The 20449-nt window shown below is 70.8% G+C and carries 19 protein-coding genes and 1 tRNA gene; 6 read left to right on the top strand and 14 right to left on the bottom strand.

The annotated features are described in order from the left end of the window. Positions 1-57 precede the first annotated feature (57 nt). Complete coding sequence (locus ACT4N7_RS19240) at positions 58-462, top strand: hypothetical protein (protein ID WP_444830158.1); 405 nt, start codon at positions 58-60, stop codon at positions 460-462. Between the two features lie 289 nt (positions 463-751). On the opposite strand, the gene ACT4N7_RS19235 is transcribed toward ACT4N7_RS19240, so the two are convergent. Together ACT4N7_RS19235 and galT are read right to left on the bottom strand one after the other, a co-directional pair. Beyond that, the gene (locus ACT4N7_RS19235) at positions 752-2185 is read right to left on the bottom strand and encodes a S1C family serine protease (RefSeq protein ID WP_444830157.1); all 1434 of its coding nucleotides are present in this window, start codon (positions 2183-2185) and stop codon (positions 752-754) included. A 65-nt stretch (positions 2186-2250) separates the two neighbouring features. Then, positions 2251-3282: a galactose-1-phosphate uridylyltransferase gene (gene galT, locus ACT4N7_RS19230; RefSeq protein ID WP_444830156.1), complete on the bottom strand. Its 1032-nt coding sequence runs from the start codon at positions 3280-3282 to the stop codon at positions 2251-2253. Positions 3283-3365: 83 nt separating this feature from the next. Here galT and ACT4N7_RS19225 point away from each other — a divergent pair, with 83 nt between their 5' ends. After that, positions 3366-3929 carry a Uma2 family endonuclease gene (locus tag ACT4N7_RS19225; protein ID WP_444830155.1) on the top strand — a complete coding sequence of 188 codons (564 nt, stop codon included), beginning with the start codon at positions 3366-3368 and terminating at the stop codon, positions 3927-3929. Positions 3930-3932: 3 nt separating this feature from the next. Here ACT4N7_RS19225 and ACT4N7_RS19220 read toward each other — a convergent pair whose 3' ends face one another. The 5 genes from ACT4N7_RS19220 to ACT4N7_RS19200 are packed head-to-tail and all read right to left on the bottom strand — an operon-like array spanning position 3933 to position 8394. Continuing rightward, positions 3933-5330, bottom strand: coding sequence for a sensor histidine kinase (locus ACT4N7_RS19220; protein WP_444830154.1), 1398 nt, complete (start codon positions 5328-5330; stop codon positions 3933-3935). Then, positions 5330-6031 (bottom strand): response regulator transcription factor, encoded by a 702-nt coding sequence (locus ACT4N7_RS19215; protein ID WP_444830153.1) that lies wholly within the window; start codon positions 6029-6031, stop codon positions 5330-5332. The genes ACT4N7_RS19220 and ACT4N7_RS19215 overlap by 1 nt, the downstream gene beginning before the upstream one ends. A gap of 49 nt (positions 6032-6080) precedes the next feature. Continuing rightward, the gene (locus ACT4N7_RS19210; RefSeq protein ID WP_444830152.1) at positions 6081-7235 is read right to left on the bottom strand and encodes a GNAT family N-acetyltransferase; all 1155 of its coding nucleotides are present in this window, start codon (positions 7233-7235) and stop codon (positions 6081-6083) included. Beyond that, complete coding sequence (locus ACT4N7_RS19205) at positions 7229-8074, bottom strand: 3-hydroxyacyl-CoA dehydrogenase family protein (RefSeq protein WP_444830151.1); 846 nt, start codon at positions 8072-8074, stop codon at positions 7229-7231. The genes ACT4N7_RS19210 and ACT4N7_RS19205 overlap by 7 nt, the downstream gene beginning before the upstream one ends. Beyond that, a complete protein-coding gene (locus tag ACT4N7_RS19200; RefSeq protein ID WP_444830150.1) occupies positions 8071-8394 on the bottom strand; it encodes an EthD family reductase in 324 nt (107 codons plus the stop codon). Before ACT4N7_RS19200 ends, ACT4N7_RS19205 begins: the two co-directional genes overlap by 4 nt. Before the next feature lie 59 nt (positions 8395-8453). Between ACT4N7_RS19200 and ACT4N7_RS19195 the strand changes: the two genes are divergently transcribed. Next, positions 8454-9095, top strand: coding sequence for a histidine phosphatase family protein (locus ACT4N7_RS19195; protein WP_444830149.1), 642 nt, complete (start codon positions 8454-8456; stop codon positions 9093-9095). 59 nt (positions 9096-9154) lie between these two features. Then, a complete protein-coding gene (locus tag ACT4N7_RS19190) occupies positions 9155-10723 on the top strand; it encodes a diguanylate cyclase (RefSeq protein ID WP_444830148.1) in 1569 nt (522 codons plus the stop codon). On the opposite strand, the gene ACT4N7_RS19185 is transcribed toward ACT4N7_RS19190, so the two are convergent. Then, complete coding sequence (locus tag ACT4N7_RS19185) at positions 10699-11346, bottom strand: response regulator (protein ID WP_444830147.1); 648 nt, start codon at positions 11344-11346, stop codon at positions 10699-10701. The two genes, ACT4N7_RS19190 and ACT4N7_RS19185, sit on opposite strands and share 25 nt — an antisense overlap. Positions 11347-11584: 238 nt before the next feature. Between ACT4N7_RS19185 and ACT4N7_RS19180 the strand changes: the two genes are divergently transcribed. Further along, complete coding sequence (locus tag ACT4N7_RS19180; RefSeq protein ID WP_444830146.1) at positions 11585-14842, top strand: penicillin acylase family protein; 3258 nt, start codon at positions 11585-11587, stop codon at positions 14840-14842. 47 nt (positions 14843-14889) lie between these two features. On the opposite strand, the gene ACT4N7_RS19175 is transcribed toward ACT4N7_RS19180, so the two are convergent. After that, a complete protein-coding gene (locus tag ACT4N7_RS19175) occupies positions 14890-16098 on the bottom strand; it encodes an ABC transporter permease (RefSeq protein ID WP_444830145.1) in 1209 nt (402 codons plus the stop codon). 70 nt (positions 16099-16168) lie between these two features. After that, positions 16169-17092, bottom strand: coding sequence for an ABC transporter ATP-binding protein (locus ACT4N7_RS19170; protein WP_444830144.1), 924 nt, complete (start codon positions 17090-17092; stop codon positions 16169-16171). 149 nt (positions 17093-17241) lie between these two features. Here ACT4N7_RS19170 and ACT4N7_RS19165 point away from each other — a divergent pair. Next, positions 17242-17317, top strand: a tRNA-Arg gene (locus tag ACT4N7_RS19165). 60 nt (positions 17318-17377) lie between these two features. Here the strand turns inward: ACT4N7_RS19165 and ACT4N7_RS19160 are convergent. The 4 genes from ACT4N7_RS19160 to ACT4N7_RS19145 form a co-directional block, all read right to left on the bottom strand. Then, a complete protein-coding gene (locus tag ACT4N7_RS19160; RefSeq protein WP_444830143.1) occupies positions 17378-17860 on the bottom strand; it encodes a helix-turn-helix domain-containing protein in 483 nt (160 codons plus the stop codon). A gap of 158 nt (positions 17861-18018) precedes the next feature. Continuing rightward, positions 18019-19119: a DNA cytosine methyltransferase gene (locus tag ACT4N7_RS19155; protein WP_444830142.1), complete on the bottom strand. Its 1101-nt coding sequence runs from the start codon at positions 19117-19119 to the stop codon at positions 18019-18021. Positions 19120-19128: 9 nt separating this feature from the next. Continuing rightward, positions 19129-19572, bottom strand: coding sequence for a very short patch repair endonuclease (locus tag ACT4N7_RS19150; protein ID WP_444830317.1), 444 nt, complete (start codon positions 19570-19572; stop codon positions 19129-19131). After that, entirely contained in the window at positions 19572-20393 is an 822-nt protein-coding gene (locus ACT4N7_RS19145) for a helix-turn-helix domain-containing GNAT family N-acetyltransferase (RefSeq protein WP_444830141.1), read from the bottom strand. Before ACT4N7_RS19145 ends, ACT4N7_RS19150 begins: the two co-directional genes overlap by 1 nt. Positions 20394-20449 lie beyond the last annotated feature (56 nt).

The raw sequence follows: 20449 nt of genomic DNA, 5'->3' as shown, positions 1-20449 counted from the left end.
GTCGAGAACGGGTCCGAGCGCGAGTTCGCAGGCTGGCGGGTGTAGGACAATGCGAAGATGGACGCACCCATGACGCTGACCGGGACGCGGGTCCGGTGGCGCGGACTCATGCAGGTCCAGCTCACCAAGACGGTCTACCAGGCCGAGTCCGGTGCGGGCGATCCCCGACCGCCTGGGCCGGGTGACGTCCACGAACTGGCCGAGGGGGACGAGGGAGTCATCGGCGAGTTGGTGCGTGTCGACCCGACCGGGGGGCACGTCTATGTCATCCGGTGGGATGCGGGCGTCGAGATGGAGACCGACCTCCCCTCGCCTCTGGTCGCGCCCGTACTCGCCGAACCTGCCGCCCTACCTGCCCTGTCCCGCCGCTACGCCGACATCGCGCGGCCCGGGATCTGGGCACGCACACGAACCGCGCTCCGGCGGACACTGCCGTCAGCGCACCGGACGAGCCGGGGCTGACATCGAGCGTCGCTGGTGGTCGGCCGCCGAACTCCGACTGTGCCGGGACAAGCTCCTGCCGGGCAACCTGCCCGACCTGCTCTACGACCTACTCGCCGACCGCCTGAGCGAAACGCCCTGACGCTGGTCGGCTGAGCCACCCCGCAACTGTGCCCAGGAGCCGCAAGCGGGCGGGCGAGGGGGTTTCCGCCCGCTTGCGGCTCCGTGTTCGGCCTCCGGGGTAGGGAGCCCTCCGGTCCGGGGGCAGCGAACCGGAGCTGGTCTCGGCCGCGCGAACGCGGCCGAGCGTCTACTCCGTCTCGACGGGCTGGCCGCCCAGCGTCGCCTCGACGGTGCGTGATCCGTCCCCGATCACGAGCCGGACCTTGTCACCGGGGGCCTTGGAGCGGACAGCGGCGACCAGCGCGTCAGACGTGTCGACCCGGCGGTCGTCCAACCGGGTCACCACTTCGCCCTGCTGGAGGCCCGCGTCCGCGCCCGCGCCGCCCGCGACGACCTCGGCGATGAGGGCGCCGCCCTCGGGGTTGTCGCGCACCGAGACGCCCAACACGGTCTGGGTGGCCTTGCCGGTCTTGACGATCTCGTCGGCGGTGCGGCGGGCCTGGTCGATCGGGATGGCGAAACCGATGCCGACCGAGCCCGCGTTGTCCGTGCCGGAGCGGGGGCTGTAGATCGCGGAGTTGATCCCGATCACCTGGCCGCGCATGTCGACCAGCGGGCCGCCGGAGTTGCCCGGGTTGATCGCGGCGTCGGTCTGGATAGCGTCCAGGACCGTGGTTTGGCTGCCGTTCTCGCCGCCCGCGCGGGTGGGCCTGCGCAGGGAGCTGACGATGCCGGTCGTGACCGTGCCCGCGAGTTCGAAGGGCGAACCGATCGCGACGACACCCTGGCCGACCTGGAGATCGTCGGAACGGCCCAGTTCGGCGACGGTGAGCCCGTCGACACCGGCGGCGCGGACCACCGCGACGTCGGAGGTGGGGTCGCGGCCGACGATGGTCGCCTTGGCGGTGCGGCCGTCCTGGAACACCGCGACGATCTGGCCGCCGGCCGCGGCGGCCTCGACCACGTGGTTGTTCGTCACGATCAGGCCGTCCGCGCTGATCACGAAGCCGGACCCCTCCCCAGCCGAGGACTGGCCCCGGACCTGCAACTGCACCACGCTCGGCAACACCTTCGCCGCGACCGACTCGACCGAGCCGACCGGCGCGGGAGTGGCCGCCTGCTTGGCGGGTTTCGGCGCGTCGAGCGCGGTGACCGACGTGGCGGGCGAGCGCGTATCGGCCACCAGGTAGCCGCCTGCGGCACCGGCCGCGCCGCCCACGATCAACGCGAGCACCGTCATCCCCACGACGAGCCCGCCCGCCGACCGGCGCGGCTCAACAGGCGCCGGAATGTGTTGGGGCGGTGGATAAGCGGGGTTCGCGAAGGCGGAGCCGAACAGCACCCGCTCCCCGGTCGCCGGACGGCTGGGGCCCTGCTCCCCAGCCGCCCGACCACCGGGTTCCGACGCGGCGGGGCCCTGCTCCCCAACCGCGCCGGGGCCTGTGTCGAAATGATTCGTATGGGAGACATCCCCGGTTTGGTGCCCGGTGAAACCCCGGTGGCCAGGGCCCTGCTCCCCGGCCACCGGGTTCCCCGACTCCCGTGCGGCACTACGCGCCGACCACGGGTTGACCTCTGGCCCCGGCCGACCGGGGTTGTCCTCGGGCCTGTTTTCCGTCATGGCTCCACCTTGCGCTCCGGGACTGAGAAGCACCTGAGACCGGCCTGTGGTTAGCCCGAGAGTCCTCAGTGGCCGTAGCGCGCGGGGGCCGCGCGCAGCCGCGCGGCCAAGTCCGCCGGGAGGACGTCGTTGATCCACACCGCCATGCCGGACTCGGAACCCGCCAGGTACTTCAGCTTGTCCGCTGTGCGCAGTATGGAGAAGACCTCCAGGTGCAGCCAGGCGAGGTCGCGGCCCGTGCGCACCGGAGCCTGATGCCAGGCGGCGACGTAGGGCAGCTCGCGGTCGTACAGGCCGTCGAGGCGGCCGAGGACCCGCAGGTAGACCCGCGCGAAGTCGGCACGCTCGGCGTCGGTGAGGGCGGGCAGGTCGGGCACCTGCCGGTGCGGCACCACGTGCACCTCCACCGGCCACCGCGCGGCGGCGGGCACGAACGCCGTCCAGTGCGCGGACTCGACCAGCACGCGGGCGCGCGCGTCGTTGAGGACGTCGCCCATCACCGGCCTGCCGTGCTCGGCCAGGTACCGCGCGGCGACCTGGAGCATCCGCTCGGTGCGCGGGGTGACGAATGGGTAGCCGTAGACCTGGCCGTGCGGATGGGCCAGCGTCACCCCGATCTCGTCGCCACGGTTCTCGAACGGAAACACCTGCTCGACGCCGGGCAGCGCGCCCAGCGCGGCGGTGCGGTCGGCCCAGACGTCGACAATCATGCGGACACGGTCGGGGCTCAGGGCGCCGAAGGACGTGGTGTGGTCGGCGGTGAAACAGACGACCTCACAGCGGCCCGCAGGCGCGGTGAACGACGGGAAGCGGTTCTCGAAGACGACCACCTCGTAGTCGGACTCCGGGATCTCGGTGGGCCTGGCGGGCGCGGACGGACACAGCGGACACAGCCCGGCGGGCGGCTTGTAGGTGCGGCTCTGCCGGTGCGCGGCCTGGACTACCCACTCGTCGGTCAGGGGATCGCGGCGGAGCTGGATGTCGGTGTCGTCGCGGGGTAGGTCGCGGGGGTCGACGGCGGTGCGTTCGGGAGCGGCCGGGGAGTCGAAGTAGATGATCTCCCTGCCATCGGCCAGCGTGCGGACGGTCCGCCTCACCCGCGACCTCTCGGCCCAACGGCGATGACGTGGCGCACGGACGAATCGTACGTGAGACGCTCAAGCGCGACCGGGAGGACACGATGGCAACACCATGGCCGGACCATCTGCTGACCCTCGATGAATGGACCGCGCGGCCGGTGGACACCTCCCGACACTTCGAACTCGTCGAAGGAGTGCTGGTCGCGGCGCCGAAACCGGCGCCCACCCACCAACGGGCCGCGCAACGGCTGGCCTACTGGCTCGATGAGCAACTCCCGGACGACCTGACCGCGGTGATCGACATCGAGGTCGTCGTCAGCGCCCAGTTCCCCCCGATTGTGCGGGCACCGGACGTCACCATCGCCTGCTCGGCCGCTGTCGCGTCAGGGCGGGCGCGGTTGTCCGCCGCGGACGTACGCTGCGCCGTGGAGATCATTTCGCCCGGATCGAGCCGGACCGATCGGCTGGTCAAGCCGATCGAGTACGCCGAAGCGGGCATCCCCGCGTACTGGCTGGTCGACCTCGACGCCCCAGCCAGCCTGATCGCCTGTTCCCTGGTTGCGGGCGACTACCACGCCGACGCCGAGGTCACCGGGACGTTCTCGGCCGTCTTCCCGGCGCCGGTCACCGTCAACCTGAACGATCTGACGCCACGGCGGACCTGACCCTCACCCCGGCTGCCCGGGGAGCCGCATCGCCATCAGGGCGCCGCCGTCGGCGGAGCGGCTGGCGAACACCGAACCGCCGTGGCGTTCGGCGGCCTGTTTGACGATGGCCAGGCCGAGGCCGGAGCCGGGCAGGGTCCGGGCCTCCGACGAGCGGTAGAACCGGTCGAACACGTGTGGGAGGTCGTCGTCGGTGATTCCCGGGCCCGCGTCGGCGACCTGGAGGAAGGCGTACCCGTCGCCCGCGGGCTGTAGTTCGACGCGCACGGTGCCACCCGGTGGGCTGAATTTCACCGCGTTGTCCAGCAGGTTCAGCACCGCCCGCTCCAGGGACGCGGCGTGGCCGACCAGGTGCCACGGTTGCAGCTTCACGTCGAAGTGGACGTGGCTCGCGCGTCGGCGGGCCCGGTCGAGCGCCTGCTCCACGACTTCCAGCAGCTCCACGTGCTCCTGCACGGCGGGCGCGGCGTCCTCGCGGGCCAGCTCGACCAGGTCGCCGATGAGCTGGGTCAGCTCGTCGAGCTGGGCGCGGAGGTCGTCCTGGATGTCGGCGTGGTCCTGGGCGGACAGGTTCGGCGCGCCGGGCGCCTCGGCGGCGAGCAGCAGTTCCAGGTTGGTGCGCAGGGAGGTCAGCGGGGTGCGCAGCTCGTGGCCCGCGTCCGCGACCAGCCTGCGTTGTCGCTCCTGGGACTCGGCGACGGCGCCGAGCATCGTGTTGAAGCTGTCGGTGAGTCGGGACAACTCGTCGTCGCCCGCGACCGGGATCGGGCGCAAATCACCTGTTCGAGTGACGCGTTCGGTGGCGGCGGTGAGTCGTTGCACCGGGCGCAAACTGCCGCGCGCGACCGCCGTCCCCGCGAGCGCGGCGACGATGATGCCGGAGCCGCCGATGACGATCAGCACGACCGCGAGCTTGCCCAGCGTGCTCTTGGTCGACTCCAGCGGCTGCGCCAGCACGAGGGCGGTGTCGGACAGGAACGGGAACCGCACGGCGAGCACGCGGGTGTCGGTGGCCGTGTCGGTGCGGAACGACTCCGTCCAGACGCCCGCGGCGACCTTCAGCTCGTCCGGGCCGATCGGCGGGCTGACCACCGGGCGGTTGATCGCCGACACGCCGCGCTCGTTGATCACGTCGAACTTGATGTCCGACAGCTCCAGGAAGAACTCCGGGATTTTGGTGCTGCTCTCGTTGATGACCTGGGTGTTGTTGACCAGCGCGGTGGCGCGCTCGACCAGGTTGTCGTCAATCTGCTGGTAGAGCCCGCGGTAGACGGTGATGTAGGCGCCGAAGGAGACCAGCGCGACCGCGCCGCCCACGCAGAACGCGGCCAGCAGGGTGATGCGGGAGCGCAGCGAGACGCGCTGACGGAGCCCGTCGGCCTCGCGCTCGGTGTGGATCATCAGGGTGGGGTCTCCCGGAGCACGTAGCCCACGCCGCGCACGGTGTGCAGCAGCCGCGGCTCGCCCTCAGCCTCGGTCTTGCGGCGCAGGTAGCCGACGTAGACCTCCAGCGCGTTGCCCGAGGTCGGGAAGTCGTAGCCCCAGACCTCTTCGAGGATGCGGCCCCGGGTGAGCACCTGCTTCGGGTGCGACAGCAGCAGCTCCAGCAGGGCGAACTCGGTGCGGGTGAGGCTGATCGCGCGCTCACCGCGGCGGACCTCGCGGGTGCCGGGGTCCAACTCCAGGTCGGCGAACCGCAGCGACGCGGCCGGGGCGGTGCCCGGCTGCTCCGGTGTGGCGCGGCGGAGCAGTGCGCGCAACCGGGCCAGCAACTCCTCCAGCGCGAACGGCTTGGGCAGGTAGTCGTCGGCCCCGGCGTCGAGCCCGGCGACCCGGTCGGACACCAGGTCGCGCGCGGTGAGCACGAGGATCGGCAGGTCGTCGCCGACCCCGCGCAGCCGTCTGCACACCTCCAGGCCGTCCAGCCGGGGCATCATCACGTCCAGCACCATCGCGTCGGGCCGGGCGCCGTCGGTGCCGAGCACCGAGTCGAGTGCCTGCTGACCGTCGCTGGCGAGGTCTACCTGGTAGCCGTTGAACTGCAACGACCGCCGGAGGGACTCGCGCACGGCCCGATCGTCGTCGACCACGAGTATGCGCATACGGCCAGTGTTCCCTGCCCTGCTGAGATGCGCCTGAGAGGCGCGCTGGTCAGAACGCGTCCGCGATTCGCAGCAGGCGCGGGCCGCCGACCAGCGCGTCCAGCCCCGCCGCCGACTCCCCGGTCAGCAATCCGGCCCGACGCAACGCGGCGGTGTCCGCCGAACCGGCGAACCACGGACCCAGCGCCCGCGCGTGCAACCGAACCGCCCCGTCGCCGCCCGGCTCACACACCACCCTCGTCCCGTCGAACATGATTCGATACCGACCCGCCTGCCACGGCGCGTGCTCATCGACCACCTCGACCGACACCTCGAACGGCCGCAGAAACTCGGCTGCCGGCCACCCGCGCGCCGCGACGGCGGCGGGCAGGTCGACCACGCGCAGCATCCATGGGTGCACGTCGACGGCCGAATCCAGCACCCGGGGCAACACCAGGTCGTGCACAGCCGGATCGAGCACCCGCAGCCGCACCTCGCGGAGTTGACCGGCCCACGAACCCAGGCCGCGCAGCAGCGCGCGGGCGGTGTCCGCGTCGTCGGCGACAAGGTCGTGGACGATCAGGCGGTCGCCGTCGGGGCGGTCGGCGGTGACGTAGCCGCGCAGGCCGTCCGGGCCGGGCACGACGTCGACCACATCGAGTTCGAGCACCCGGGCCACGGTGAACGGGGGCTCGCCACGGTCGAGCATGCCGTCGACCGCCGCCGCCATACGCAGGTACGCCTGACGCAGCGCGGGCAGGTCGGCCTCGGTGGCGGGCCGAACCTCGACGTCGGACTTGGGCAGGGCGGCCAGGGTCTCCGGCGCCACGACAACGCGTTCCAGCGTGCCGACCTGCTCCCAGCCGTAGCGCCGGTACAGCGTCGGCACGGACGGGTAGAGCGTGGCGATGACCTGCCCGGCCGCGCGCATCTGGTCGAGCGCGGCGCGCAGGAGTTCACCGGCGACGCCCCGGCCGCGCGCGTGCGGCGCGACCGCGACGCTGGCGATCCCGCCGGTCGGCACGGCGACGCCGCCGAAGAACTGCCGGTAGTCCCAGATGCGGAGGAAGCCCGCGCGCCGGTCGGCCAGCTCGGCGACGAAGCCGCGCCAGCCCGGCTGGTCCGTCCAGTTCGGGTCGATCTCGCGCGGCCCACCGAACGAGAGGCGCCGCAGCCGGTAGATGTCGTCGGCGTCGTCGTCCCGGAACGGGCGGACCGTCACCATGAGAAGAAGCCCTGACCGGACTTGCGCCCCAACTCGCCGCGGGCGACCTTGTCGCGCAGCAGCGCGGGCGGGGTGAAGCGCGGGCCCAGCTCACGGGCCAGGTGTTCGGCGATGGACAGCCGCACGTCGAGGCCGACCAGGTCGGTCAGCCGCAGCGGGCCCATCGGCCAGCCGTAGCCCAGACACATGCCGGTGTCGATGTCCTCGGGCGACGCGACGCCGTCCTCGACCATCCTGATCGCCTCCATGCCGACCGCGACCCCCAGCCGCGACGTTGCGAACCCGGGCGAGTCGCGGACCTCGATCACGGTCTTGCCCAGCGCCTCGGCCCAGCCGCGCACCCGGGCGGTGACCTCGGCGGACAACCCCGCGTGGTGCACCAACTCGACCAGCGACTGCACCGGAACCGGATTGAAGAAGTGCATCCCGATCACCCGCTCGCCCGGCAGCCCCACGGCCAACTCGGTGATCGACAGCGACGAGGTGTTGGACGCGAGCACCGCGTCCGGGCAGGCGTCGGCGACCTGGCCGAACACCGACCGCTTGAGGTCGAGGTTCTCCGGCACGGCCTCGACCGCGAGCGCGACATCGGCGGGCAGATCACCCAGTTTGTCCACAGTGGACAATGCGGCGAGCAGCGCGTCGGCGGTGCCGCCCGCCAGCTTGCCGCGGTCTTCCGCCTTGCGCAGCGACGTCTCGACGGCCTTCGCCCCCGCGGCGGCCCGCTCGGCGTCGGCCTCCGCGAGCACGACCGCGCTGCCCGCGGCGAGGAACACGTGCGCGATGCCCGCGCCCATCGTGCCGCCGCCGATCACGGCCACGGTCGCCGGAACGGTCACGGGTTCTCCACGACCTCGGCGGAGAACATGGCGACGAGGTCCATGCCGCCGATCTCGGTCAGGTTCGCCCCCGACGCCTGCCATTCGGGTGACTTGAACGCCTCCTTCATCGCCGCCGCGGACTCGAAGTACAGCTCGGCGATCAGGTACGGCTCGCTGTCGCCGAGGAAGCCCGGCACGAACGTGCGCTGGACCCGCGCGATCTCCTGACGCACCAGGCCAGGGGTCCGCACCGCCAGCGGCAGGTGGCTGCCGAAGTACTTCTCGTCGAACTCGTCGGCGTCGGCCGGACGCCGGTACAGGGCGATGTACTTGATCACTACGACACTCCAGGGTCTCGACGGCGACCGCACTGTAATGCGTCGGGCACCATAGGCGCGTGCGGATCATCCTCCTGCGGCACGGGGAAAGTCTCGGCAATATCGACGAGCTGGCCTACTGCCGCGTCCCGGACCACGCCCTCCCGCTGACCGACCACGGCGCCGACCAGGCGCGCGCGGAGGGCCTGCGGCTGCGGGCGCTGCTGGCCGACGCGCCCGTCGCCGCCTACGTCAGCCCGTATGTGCGCACCACGCGCACCTTCGAGCTGCTCGACCTCGCCGTCGAGCGGTTCGTGCCGGAGCCGCGGCTGCGCGAGCAGGACTGGGGCAACCTGCAGGACCCGGTGGAGCAGCAGGTCCAGAAGCAGAAACGGCACGAGTTCGGGCACTTCTTCTACCGCCTCGCGCACGGCGAGTCCGGCGCGGACGTCGACGACCGGGTGGCCAGCTTCCTCAACGAACTGGAGCAGCGGGTCGAGGTCGATCCCACGCACCCCGACACGGCGCTGGTGGTGTCGCACGGGCTGACCATGCGGCTGCTGTGTCGGCGGATGTTCTCGTGGAGCATCGAGCTGTTCGAGTCGCTGTCGAACCCGCCGCACTGCGACCACCGGGTGCTGACCTACGCGGGCGGGCGCTGGCACCTCGACCGGCCGTTCGAGCAGTGGCGCGCGTCCCCGGACGGCACCGTCCAGCTCTGACCCGTTACTCCGAACGGGGTGCACCCCAGGGGCCTTGTAGCCTCTTGAACACTGTGTCGTTGACCACGATCGCGCCGCGTGCGGCCGTTCGGCGAGACATCGAGGACTGTGTGGGGCAGGACGACCAAGTAGCGGCGACCGAGGCACTCCGTGCCGACCGCGAGGTCCGGCTGTTGATCGACGCCGGTCGCGACGACGAGGCCAACGCCCTGTTCGACCAACTGCTGTCCAAAGTGCCCCCCGGGCTCGATCCGTGGACCCGCGCGGCGATCCTGACCAGGCGCGCGGTGGCCGCGTGGCGGCTGCGGCGCATCCCGCTCGCGCTCGAACTCGCCGCCGAGGGGTGGAGCGACATCGACGCCGAGCAGCCGCGCGGCTCGTTCGCCGCGGACACCTTGGGCAGACTGGGTTACCTGCTCGAAGGCATCGGCCACCGGCGCGCGTCGCTCGACATCAGCCGGATCTCGGTCGAGGTGGCGCGGACCGGCGACGACGTGGAGATCCTGGCGCATTCGTTGCAGGGCTTGGGCGGCACGCTGAACTTCCGGGCCTGCGAGCAGCCGCCCGAGGAGGCCGAGGCGACCTTCCGCGAGGCGATCGCGCTGTTCGAGGAAGGGCTGGGCCTGGTCGACAGCGGCCGGATCCACCTCGCGCTGCTGTCCGCCTACGCGGCGTCGCTCGCCGGAATCGGTGCGCTGGACCGGGCCGAGGTCACCGCGCACAAGGCACTGGCGCTGGCTTTGGCCGACGGCGACCGGTGGGTGGCCTCGGTCGGCAACTGGGTGCTGGCCACGATCCGGCGCAAGCAGGGCAGGCTCGCCGATGCCGCCGCGTACGCGCGGATCGCGGTCGACGAGGCCGAGCGGATCAACGACACCTCGATGCTGCAACGGTATTCCCAGGACCTGGCCGACATCTGCGGGGCGAACGGCGACCCGGTGGGCGAGGCGGACGCGTTGCGGCGCAACATCAATTCGCGGCGCACCGCGATGGAAACGTTGCAGGAGGGCCTGGGGCAGGCGTTGGAGCAGCGCAGGCTCGCGATCCGCGCGCAACGGCTGGCGACGGCCGCGCAGGAGGCGGCCGCGCGCGACCCGCTCACCGGCCTGGCGAACCGGCTTGGCCTGGAGCGCACGGCGCCGGAACTGTTGGAGCGCGCCATATCCGCCGCGCGGGTGCCGTGGCTGGTGCTGATCGACGTCGACTGGTTCAAGGGCGTCAACGACGCCGCCGGGCACGCCGCGGGCGACGCCGCGCTGCGCGAGATCGCCCAACTCCTGCGCGCGGAATGCCGGGCGGGCGACTTGATCGCGCGGTGGGCGGGGGACGAATTCGTCGTGCTGCTGAGCGAATCGCCGATGGATCACAGCACCGGCCTGACCAGCCCGGTGGGTGTCGCGGTGGCCGAGCGCATCCGCGTCGCCGTCGACCGGCACGACTGGACGGCCGTGCTCGGCACCACGCAGCGCCCGACGGTGAGCATCGGCGTGGCGACCGGGCCGGACCCGCTGGAGAAGCTGTTCGCCAACGCGGATGTCGCGCTGTACCGGGCGAAACGACGCGGGCGCAACCGCGTCGAGGTGCACCAGCCGGTCGACGACGGCTACGCGATCAGGCCGCCCCGGTAGGCGACCAGCGCGGCCTGCACCCGGTTCGCGGCACCGATCTTGCCGAGCACCGAGGACACGTACCCCTTCACGGTGGCCTCGGACAGGTGCAGCGCGTGGCCGATCTCCGCGTTCGACATCCCTTGTCCGACAAGGCCGACGACCTCAAGCTCCCGATCGGACAGTGCCGAGAGCAGCCTGCGCGCGGGCTCGGCGGCACGCTCGCCGTCAGCGACCGCGTGCACCACGCGCGCCGCGACCGAGGGATCGAGCACCGCGCCGCCCCTGGCCAGATCGCGCACCGCCTTGACGAGCTGGACCGGCTCGATGTCCTTGAGCAGGAAACCGTTCGCGCCGATGCGCAGCGCCTCCTGCACGTACTCGTCGACGTCGAAGGTGGTGAGCATGGAGACGGCGGGCGGCTCGGGCAGCGCCATGAGTCTGCGCAGGGCCACGATTCCGTTGGCCGAGCGCATCCGAATGTCGAGCAGCACCACGTGTGGCCGGTGCAGGCGGACCAGGTCGGCGACGTGCTGCCCGTCGTCGCACTCGGCCACGACCTCGATGTCGCCCGCACTGGACAGGATGGTGCGCAGACCCGACCGGACCAGGTCCTCGTCGTCCGCGAGCAACACCTTGATCACAACGCCTCCCGACTGGCGGCCGCGGTACCGCCTGCCGCCCGTTGTCTCACCCGTTCGGGGCAACGTTGCCTGACTCCGAACTGGGCTCGTACACCGTCGGATCTTACCTGGTAGCTCGCTGTGATCACGGGCTCGCGTACTGGCCCGACGCCCGGAAAACCCAACGCGAAACTCTTTCGCGACCACGTCACGCGGCGGTAACGTAACGGATCGTCACGTTCGCGAGAGGAGTCTCGGCATGGCACGTGCTCGAAACCTGGCCTGCCTGGCGGCGGCGCTGGCCGTGGCGGGCGGCGTTGTCGTCGGCCAGCCCGCGTACGGCGCGTCCGCACCGCTGCCACCCAGGGCCGTCGCCTCCTTCGCCCCGGGCGACTACTGCCTCGGCCAGTGCGCCGACATCGTCCCACCGGGCCAGAACGGCAGCGCCACGCTGGTGGAGATCCTGGCGCACAAGGCTTTCGGCACCCAGCCGAAACACGCCGACGACCAACTCGGCAGGTACGACGCGCTCGCCAAGGGCTACCCCGGGCTGACCACCGACAAGATCACGAACTTCTTCAACGACGCCTCCTTCGGCGTGCCGCCGAACCAGGTGGAGAGCACGCGCAAGCCCCGCGCGGACGTGACGATCATCCGCGACAAGGCCACCGGCACCCCGCACATCTACGGCACCACCCGCTCCGGCACCACCTTCGGCGCGGGCTACGCCGCCGCGCAGGACCGGCTGTTCCTGATGGACGTGCTCCGCCGGGTCGGCCGCGGCCAGCTCACCCCGTTCGCCGGTGGCGCCGCGGCGAACCAGCAGTTGGAGCAGAGCTTCTTCGCCGACGCCCCGTACACCGAGGCCGAACTACAGCGCCAGGTCGACGATGCCGCCGCGTTGGGCCCGCGCGGGGCACTCGCCATCGCCGACGCCCGGTCCTATGTGGACGGTATCAACCAGTACATCCGCGAGGCGTACACCGGCCGGTACTTCCCCGGCGAGTACGTGCTGCTCGGACACGTGGACGCGATCACCAACGCGGGCAGGATCGAGCCGTTCAAGCTGACCGACCTCGCGGTGATCTCCTCGGTCATCGGCGCCCAGTTCGGCGGGGGCGGCGGCGGCGAGGTGCAGGCCGCGATCGCGAAGCTCGCCATCCAGGAGCGCTACGGCGTGGTCGAGGGCGAGCGGGTCTGGCAGGGCATGCGCGCCGAGGACGACCCGGAGCACATCACCACCGTCCACAACGGACAAAGCTTCCCGTACGGCAAGCGGCCCGCGAACCCGCAGGGCGCGGCGCTGCCGGACAAGGGCTCGGTGACCGCGCAGCAGCTCGTGTTCGACCGCACCGGCACGGCCGCGACCGCCACGGCGCCGCGGGCCCGCACGGACGTCACGGTGCCGAACGGCATCTCCCCGACCACTCCCGACGGCAAGCCGAACCTGGAGGCCGCCAAGGGAATCCTCGCCGACGGCGTGCTCCCCGGCGACCTGCTGGAGAACAAGCACGGCATGTCCAACGCGCTGCTGGTCTCCGGCGCACACACCGCGAACGGCAACCCGGTGGCCGTGTTCGGCCCGCAGACCGGCTACTTCGCCCCGCAACTGCTGATGCTGCAGGAACTCCAGGGCCCCGGCATCAGCGCGCGCGGCGCGTCGTTCGCGGGCATCAGCTTCTACGTGCTGCTCGGCCGCGGCCAGGACTACTCGTGGAGCGCGACCAGTTCCGGCCAGGACATCACCGACACCTACGCGGTCGACCTGTGCGCCCCGGACGGCAGCCCGGTCACCAAGGACAGCACGCACTACCGGCTGCGCGGGCAGTGCGTGCCGCTGGAAGTGGTGGAGCGCAAGAACTCCTGGTTCAAGTCGGTGGGCAGCCCGGCGGAAGCGGGCTCGTACACCCTGCGCGGCTACCGCACGAAATACGGCCCGGTGACCCACCGCGGCACCATCGGCGGCAGGCCCGTGGCCTATTCCCAGCTCCGCTCGACCTACCAGCACGAACTGGACGCCGTGATCGGCTTCCAGCAGTTCAACGACCCCGACGCGATCCGCTCGGCGGCCGACTTCCAGCGCGCGGCGGCGGACGTGTCCTTCACGTTCAACTGGTTCTACGCCGACGCCGACGACATCGCGTACTACAACTCCGGCAGCAACCCGGTCCGCCAGTCCACTGTGGACCCGAGCATGCCGGTGCTGGCGAACGCTGGCTACGACTGGGTGAACTGGAACCCGGACACCAACCGGGCCGCGTACACCCCGGACGAGCAGCACGCGAACGCGGTCAACCAGGACTACCTGATCTCGTGGAACAACGGCCAGGCACCGGGTACCGCGGCCGCGGGGCTGGAACGCCAGTCGGTACACCGCGGCGATCTGCTCGACGCGCGGGTGAAGACGTTGGTGCGGAGCGGAACCCCGGTCGACCGGGTGAGCCTGACCAAGGCGATGGCCGAGGCGGCGCTGGTCGACCTGCGGGCCGAGCGCATCCTGCCGCTGCTGTTCCGGGTGATCGGCGACGGCGCGATCAGCGATCCGGCGACCGCGACCGCGGTGGCCGAACTGAAGCAGTGGAAGGCCGCGGGCGGGCAGCGCAAGGAAACCACCCAGGGCAGCAAGACCTACGCCAACGCCAACGCCGTCAAGCTGCTCGACGCGTGGTGGCCGCTGCTGGTGAAGGCGCAGTTCCAGCCCGGTCTCGGCGATGCCGCGTACACGGAGCTGACCCGCACCATCAAGATCGACGAGACGCCGTCGACCAACAACGCCCACCAGGGCTCGTCCTACCAGTCGGGCTGGTGGGGCTATGTGCACAAGGATCTCCGCACGATCCTGGGCGACCCGGTCCAGGCCCCGCTCGGCGCCCAGTTCTGCGGTGCCGGGAACGTCGGGCAGTGCAGGCAGATCCTGCTGGACACGCTCAAGCAGGCCGCGGCCACGCCGAAGGAGCAGGTCTACCGCGGCGACGGCAACTGCGCGGCGGGCGACCAGTGGTGCGCGGACGCGATCGTCCACAATGCACTCGGTGGTCTCACCCACAAGCCGATCAGCACCCAGAACCGGCCGACGTACCAACAGGTCGTACAGTTCCCGGCCCGACGCGGCGACGCCATCGCCAACCTCTCGGCAGGCGCGAGCGCGACGGCGAGCAGCTACGAACGCGGCTTGTTCTACAGCCTGCCGCCGCACAACGCGATCGACGGCAACCTCGACACCCGCTGGGCGAGCGAACGCGGTGACAACCAGTCGTTCACCGTCAACCTCGGGTCGGTGCGGCCGGTGTCACGGGCCGTACTGAAGTGGGAAGCCGCCTACGGGTCGGCGTACCGCATCCAGGTCTCCACCACCGGCACCACCTGGCGCGACGTCTGGTCGACCACCACCGGCGACGGTGGCACCGACATCGCGACCTTCGCCCGGACCGACGCCCGGTTCGTGCGGATGCAAGGCGTGACAAGGGCAACCGAGCACGGCTACTCACTCTACGAGTTCGACGTCTATTCCAAGTAGACACCAAAGACGGGCCCCTCGCCGTGAGGAGCCCGTCTTTGTTGTTGTCAGGCCGCGCGCAGGGCCTCGGAAAGCTTGACCCGGGCGCCGCTGCGCATCACCGCGTTGCGGTAGATCCGGCCGGAAAGCCAGACCAGGGCCGGAATCAGCGCGAGCACCAGCACCACCGCGAGCCCTGCCTCCCACGCGGGCACGCCACCCATGGCCAGCCGCATCGGCATCAGCGTCGGGGCGAACAGCGGGATGATCGACAGGATCTCGATCAGCCGGTTGCCCGGGTCGGTGGGCAGGATCGAGATGCCCAGCACGTACCCGAGGATCACGAACATCAGCGGCGGCGTGATCACCCCGCCCACGTCCTCCTGCCGCGACACCAGCGCGCCGAGCGCGGCGAAAACCAGTGAGTAGGCGAAGAATCCCAGCAGGAACCAGACAACCAGCCACACCACGGTGCCGACGGCGGCGCCGACCGAGATGGTCAGCACGCCCGTTGCCAACCCCACCCCGATCCCGACCCCGCCGATGACAAGCATCTGCACCAGGCCCACCGCCCCGATGCCGAGCACCTTGCCCGCCATGAGCTGCCACGGCCGAATAGTGGCGAGCAGCAGTTCGACCACCCGACTCGACTTCTCCTCCACCACCCCCTGCGCCACCGACTGGCCGTTGATCAGCAAAGACATGTAGATCAGGATGCCCGCGATCATCCCGATGACGAGCTGCTGGCCCTGGTAGTCGAACGGCGGTTCGAGGGGCCGCACCTCGGCCCTCGCCCCCGCGACCGCCTCGCTGACGTTCGCCGGATCGCCGCCGAGATCCCGGATCTCCTGATTGAGCGCGAGCTGCCCCGCCAGCACGTCCAGCGCGGTGCGGAGAGACTCGTCGATCTCCTTCTTCACCACCACGACGATCTTCTTGCCGTCCCCCACCAACAACGCGTCCAGCGTGCCGTCGTCCACCTGCGCGCGTCCGGCGGCCTCGTCGGACACCGCGCGGGTCTCGATGGTCTGACCGATGGTGGCCGCGGAGTTCTTCAGCGGTGCCGCCAGCGCGGTACTTCCCCCCGTGACACCGACTGTTGCGTCAGACCCGCCGCTGACAAACTTCATGACGAGCGTGAAACCCACCAGCAGCAACAAAGTCGCGGCCGTGGTGATGATGAACGCCTTGGACCGCAACCGAGTGTCGATCTCCCGGCCCGCCACCAGCCCGACCGCCGCCCAGTTCCCCATCCGCACATCCGGCAGCTCACTCATGACATCCCCTCGCAAGCTCCGTGCTGTCCCTCGCGGACGCGCGGTGACACTGATTCGCTCGCAAGCTTGCTCATGCCGCCACCTCACCGTTCTCGGTGACCACGTTGCGGAACAACTCGGTCAGCGATTGCCTGCGCCTGCTGAACTCCGTCACCGGCCCGGTGCTCAACGCCGTCCGCAACACCGCCTGGTCGTCGGCGCCCGCGCCGAGTTCGAGAACGGTCTGCGCGCCCTCGTGCGCGCGCACCGTCACCCCCGGCAACCCGTCCGCCCACCCCGGCGGCGCCATCGGCGCCCCCACCACGAGCTGCTCAATCCCCCCGGCCTGCAACGCGTCGACCGTGTCACAGGCCACCATCTGTCCATTTCGGACAATGCCGACCCGGTGACACAGCCGCTCGACCAAATCGAGCTGGTGACTGGAGAACACCACCGGTACGCCGTCGTTCGCCTTGTCCTGCAAAACTTTGCTCATGATGTCCACCGCCACCGGGTCCAACCCCGAGAACGGTTCGTCGAGCACCAGGATCGCCGGATTGTGCACCAGCGCCGCGGCGAGTTGGACGCGCTGCTGGTTGCCCAGGCTCAACTTCTGCACCTCGTCCCCGATCCGGCCCGCCACCCCCAGCCGCTCCGTCCACTCAGCCACCGCCCGCTTCGCGGCGGCGGTCGACAACCCGTGCAGTCGGGCCAGGTAGACCAACTGCTCGCCGACCTTCATCTTCGGATAGAGCCCCCGCTCCTCCGGCATGTACCCGATGTGCCGCCGCGTCTCCAACGTCACCGGCTCCCCGTCCCACCGCACCTCCCCCGCGTCGGCGGCCAACACCCCCAACGCGATCCGCATCGTCGTCGTCTTCCCGGCCCCGTTGCTGCCCACGAACCCGAACAACTCCCCGGCGTTGACATCGAACGTCATCTCCCGCAGGGCAACGACATCCCCGTACCTCTTGGATACCCCGTCGATCTCCAGCCGTCGATCGGCCACCGTCATCTCCCCTTACCGTCCACGACGCACACGTCGGATTGCCCATCCTGCCGCCGCGCCAACCGGACCGACATCCGGCATGCCCCCTAGTGGACCACCCACACGCCCACACCCGCGTCACCCCGCAGGACGACGCGGTATCGTATGGCTCGCCCGCCCTCGTAGCTCAGGGGATAGAGCATCGGTTTCCTAAACCGTGTGTCGCATGTTCGAATCATGCCGGGGGCACCACCTTTCGCCGGGTGAAATCAGGCCCTGACCAGCGCAAAGCCGGTCAGGGCCTGATTCTTGTTACTCGGCGGTTCGGTCAGGGTCGCGGGGGGATTCCGGCTCGCTGAGCGAGGCACCGTGGCGATAGCGCTCGACGGTCGCGGGCGATGAGGTCGGCAGCCAGCCTTTGAACGTGCGGATGATGTCGATGAGCGTTCGGCGCTCCGGCTCGGTCAGTTGGTTTGCCAGGCTGGTGATCTCGGCGACGGTCGCGATCGGTCTGCCCGCCTGGGACGGTTCGTACTTGTCCGGCTTGTGGTCGGTCCGGGCCAACACCTCGCGGGGGTCGAGTTCGAGCGCCCTGGCCACCGAGTTGATCGTCTCGAACCTCGACTCGACCTGTTTGCCCGACTGGCCCACCCGCTCCAGGTTCTGCACGGTGGAGCGCGAGACACCCGCCCGTTTCGCCACGACTTTCTGGTTCAACCCGAGGTCGTCGCGGCGCTGCCGGAGGGCGGGGCCAAGGGGCACCGAGGGATCCAACTCGCGCTTCCAGCCAGTCATGCCGCCGATGATCCCGGAGGGTCGAGGCCCGACTCGCCGACGAAACACCGGTGCCTGTTAATGGCGAATAGTTGCGTTAAAGTAGGCATTCGGCGGTCGGGTCAGCGGCGGGAAGACGAGGGGGGCCTACCGCGCCGCGACGGGAGCGGGGAGGCTCGTCACGTCGAGCACAGTCGGCACGGCGGGGTGGTGGGCCTGCCGCCGCGCAGGTGGGCGCGGACGTGGTGGGCGATGGCTTCGGCCAGCATCGGCGGGACGGCGTTGCCGATCTGCTTCGCCACCTGGATCTTCGTCCCACACCACTCGTACGGGTCGGGGAAGGTTTGCAGGCGGGCGGCTTCGAGGTGGGTGATCGGGCGGTCCACCCGGTGGCCGGGGTGCAGGTACTGGCCCTTCTCCGGCTTGTAGAACTCGGTGCGGATGGTGAGCGACGGCTCGTCCCAGCGCATGCGGCCCATGACGTCGGTGGTGCCGGTTTTCTTGTCGCGCCAACAGCGGGGCAGCAGGTGGTCGGGCAGGTCGAACCGGCCGCCGCCGGGGGGAATGTGGCGGTAGCGCTGCAGGGAGAGCGCGGTCGGGTTGCGGCCCAGGTGCAGGTCGGGGCTCTTGAACCGGCCGGGCACGCGGCGGCCGAAGAGTTCGACCGTAGAGTCCGGCAGGCTGGTGCTGACCGGTTTCTCGGGGAGCCCGGCCAGCACCGAGCGGACGCCGTGCCAGCGGTCGCGGGGGTGGGTGGGCGCGGGCAGGGGGATGGCGCCGACGCGGGAGCCGATGACGAAGGCGCGTTTGCGGCGCTGCGGCACCCCGAAGTCGGCGGCGAGCAGCAGGCCGGGCGTCAGGTCGTAGCCGTCGAGCAGGCCGCCGGGGCGGGCTTCGGCGCGCAGTAGCCCGAACTCGGCGGAGGTCAGGAAGCGGTCGACGTTCTCGATGACGAAGGCGGCGGGGCGGGCGTGCCGGACGAAGCGCAGGTACTGCTTCCAGAGTTGGTTGCGCGGATCGTCGACGTCGCGGGCGCCCAGGTTGGAGAAGCCCTGGCAGGGCGGGCCGCCGATGATGACGTCGGCGGCGGGGATGTCGGCATCCGGGATGTCGGCGATGTCGGCCCAGCGGACGTGGTCCTCGCCGAAATTCGCCGCGTAGGTGGCGGCGGCGTGCAGGTCCCACTCCACGGCGAGGACCGGGTGGTAGCCGCCTGCCGCGACGAACCCCGAGGTCATGCCGCCGCAGCCGGCGAACAGGTCGATCATGGAGAGCGCCACGGGGCCAGGCTAGCCCGGCGGCGGACTTTCGCCCTGCCCACGCGCCGTGTCCCGTCTGGCGGCGACGACCGCGCTGATTCGGTGGGCGGCGGCGGCCGGGTCCTCGTGTTCCCACACCCGCACGGCCAGCCAGCCCAGGGACGCCAATTTACCGTCCGTGTCGAGGTCGCGGGCGCGGTTGGTCTCGATCTTGGTCCGCCAGAACGCCGCGTTGCGTTTGGGCCAGGTGGCGTGGTCGGGGCAGCCGTGCCAGAAGCAGCCGTCCACAAAGACCGCCACCTGGGTGGGGCCGAAGACCACATCGGCCTCGCGGCGGACGCCGGGCACGGGTCTGCGGTGCACGCGGTAACGCAGGCCGAGCGCGTGCAGCGCGCGGCGCAGGGCCAGTTCGGTGCCGGTGTCGCGAGAACGCTGCCTGCTCATCCGCAGCCGGGTCTCGGCGGTCGTGTCCATCATCCGGCGCGGCGTTCCATGAGGACGGTGTCGCGCCAGCGGCCGTCCAGGCGGGCGATGCGTTCGCGCAGGCCGATGGTGCGGAAGCCCGCCGAGCGGTGCAGGGCGACGCTTCCCTTGTTCTCCGGGAAGATCCCGGCCTGGATCGTCCACAGGCCACCCTCGTCGGCCGCGGTGACCTGGCGGTGAATCAGGGTCTTGCCGACGCCCCGGCCGCGGGCGGATTCCGCCACGTACAGCGAGTTCTCCACCACACCCGCGTAGCACGCGCGGGTGGACACGGGCGCCAGCGCCGCCCAGCCGACCGGTTCACCGTCCACTTCGGCCACCCAGCGATGGTCCGGCAGCCACTTGCGGTCGAGGGTGTCGCGCGGGGGGACCTTCGTCTCGAACGTCGCCTCGCCGGTGGCGATGCCCTCGGCGTAGATCCGGCGGACCACCGGCCAGTCGTCCTCGCGCAGCGGGCGGACGCGGACGTCGGCGGGCAGGTCGGCCGGGCAGCACGGGCGGGCGGCCAGCGCGCCCATCACGACGTCGGCGGCGTGCGGGAGGCCGACGCAGCAGGCGTCGTTGATGGAGACCAGGGTCTGGGTGCCTTCCTTGCGCAGCAACACGAAACCGACGTCGGCGAGCTTGCGCAGGTGGTGCGAACACGTCGGCTGGGTGATGCCGACCTGGGTGGCCAGCACGCCGACCGACACCTCGCGCGGGGCCACGGCGACCGCGTGCAACACCGTCACCCTGGTCGGATCGGCCAGGCAGGCGAACCAGTTCGCATACGTCGCCGCCGCTTCGCTGTCGAGTCCGAGAGTTCCCGCCACCCGGCCAGCATAGACGAACGTCGATGGTTGCGGCGGGCCCGGATAAAGTTCCGTAC

It is taken from the genome of Actinokineospora sp. (assembly GCF_052390155.1).
In the GTDB taxonomy this organism is placed as follows: domain Bacteria; phylum Actinomycetota; class Actinomycetes; order Mycobacteriales; family Pseudonocardiaceae; genus Actinokineospora.
The sequence above is the reverse complement of the archived record's forward strand: the minus strand, read 5'-3'. Positions and strand labels throughout refer to the sequence as shown.

Bases quoted from the DNA above. Each gene is read 5' to 3' on its own strand.
- ACT4N7_RS19240 (WP_444830158.1), top strand. From the start codon at position 58: ATGGACGCACCCATGACGCTGACCGGGACGCGGGTCCGGTGGCGCGGA.
- ACT4N7_RS19235 (WP_444830157.1), bottom strand. From the start codon at position 2,185: ATGACGGAAAACAGGCCCGAGGACAACCCCGGTCGGCCGGGGCCAGAG.
- ACT4N7_RS19225 (WP_444830155.1), top strand. From the start codon at position 3,366: ATGGCAACACCATGGCCGGACCATCTGCTGACCCTCGATGAATGGACC.
- ACT4N7_RS19220 (WP_444830154.1), bottom strand. From the start codon at position 5,330: ATGATCCACACCGAGCGCGAGGCCGACGGGCTCCGTCAGCGCGTCTCG.
- ACT4N7_RS19215 (WP_444830153.1), bottom strand. From the start codon at position 6,031: ATGCGCATACTCGTGGTCGACGACGATCGGGCCGTGCGCGAGTCCCTC.
- ACT4N7_RS19210 (WP_444830152.1), bottom strand. From the start codon at position 7,235: ATGGTGACGGTCCGCCCGTTCCGGGACGACGACGCCGACGACATCTAC.
- ACT4N7_RS19180 (WP_444830146.1), top strand. From the start codon at position 11,585: ATGGCACGTGCTCGAAACCTGGCCTGCCTGGCGGCGGCGCTGGCCGTG.
- ACT4N7_RS19175 (WP_444830145.1), bottom strand. From the start codon at position 16,098: ATGAGTGAGCTGCCGGATGTGCGGATGGGGAACTGGGCGGCGGTCGGG.
- ACT4N7_RS19170 (WP_444830144.1), bottom strand. From the start codon at position 17,092: ATGACGGTGGCCGATCGACGGCTGGAGATCGACGGGGTATCCAAGAGG.
- ACT4N7_RS19160 (WP_444830143.1), bottom strand. From the start codon at position 17,860: ATGACTGGCTGGAAGCGCGAGTTGGATCCCTCGGTGCCCCTTGGCCCC.
- ACT4N7_RS19150 (WP_444830317.1), bottom strand. From the start codon at position 19,572: ATGGACACGACCGCCGAGACCCGGCTGCGGATGAGCAGGCAGCGTTCT.